This window comes from Dongia rigui, from assembly GCF_034044635.1.
Taxonomy (GTDB): Bacteria; Pseudomonadota; Alphaproteobacteria; order Dongiales; family Dongiaceae; genus Dongia; species Dongia rigui.
In genome coordinates, this window is sequence record NZ_JAXCLX010000009.1 from 1 (window position 1) to 1,172 (window position 1,172).

Here is a 1,172-nt window from a genome sequence, read left to right on the forward strand (position 1 = left end):
GCCGATTTGACGATCAGCGTGTCCGCGACGGCGCTGCCATTGCCAAGCACCGATCCGCCGACGGCAAGGTCCGCCTGGTCGACGGTGAAGGTCGTCGCGGCGGTCGAGCCAGCCTGCAGAATCTCGACGTCGGTCAGCGTGGTGCTGGTGAGGTTGGCACTGGTGCCCTTGACGATCAGCGTATCGAGGGCCGCCGTCCCGGCGTCACCCTGGACCGTGCCACTCGTTGCCAGATCCGCCTGGTCGACCTTGAAGGTCGTCGCATCGGTCGAACCGGATTGCAGGATTTCGATCTTGTCCAGCGTGGTGCTGGTGGTGTCGAACGTCGTGCCCTTGATGATCAGGGTATCGATCGTCGTCGAGTTGACGCCAACGACACTGCCCCCGGCAACCAGATCCGCACCGGTCGCGCCGATGCCGTCCACGGTGAAGGTCGTACCGCCCGCAGCACCTTTCAGAATTTCGATGCTGTTGAGCGCCGTGCTGGTGAGGTCGAGCGCCGCGTCGGCTGCGGCAACCGTATCAGTGCCGGTGCTGCCGGTAATCGAGATGACGCTGCTGAGATCGCTCTGGTCGACCGTGAAGGTCGTCGCCGACAGCGAGCCCTGCAGCTTTTCGATGCTGGTGAGGTCGGTGCTGGCGAGATTGAGGACCGAGCCCTTGGCGACGATCGTGTCGCTGCCGGAACTGCCGATCACCGAGCCGCCGGTGACAAGATCCGCCTGATCGAGCGTGAAGGTCGTCGCCGAAGCCGAACCGGCCTGCAACACTTCGACGCTCTGGATGCCGGTGCTGGCGAGGTTAAAGGCGGTGCCGAGAATGGTCAGCGTGTCTGTGCCGGTGCTGCCGATAACGCTGCCGCCGCTGGCCAGATCTGCCGCATCGACGGTGAAGGTCGTGTCGGTGCCGAGGCCAGCCGTCAGCTTTTCGATGCTGGTCACAGCCACGCTGGTGAGGTCGAACGCGTTGTCGTTGACGATCAATGTGTCGACGCCGGTGCTGCCGGTAACGCTGGTCACGGCCGCCAAATCGCCGGTATCGACCGTGAAGGCCGTACCCGTAACCGCCGCGCGCAAGGTCTCGATGCTGCTCAGCGTCGTGCTGGTGAGGTTGAGGGCCGCTTCCTTCGTGGTCAGCGTATCGCTGCCCGCGCCGCCGATGATGGTGCCGCC

At 64.7% G+C, this 1,172-nt stretch carries 1 protein-coding gene; it reads right to left on the minus strand.

The window, feature by feature from the left end:
- The coding region (locus tag SMD31_RS21555; protein ID WP_320503006.1) for a hypothetical protein at positions 1–1,172 on the minus strand (1,172 nt) is incomplete at both ends.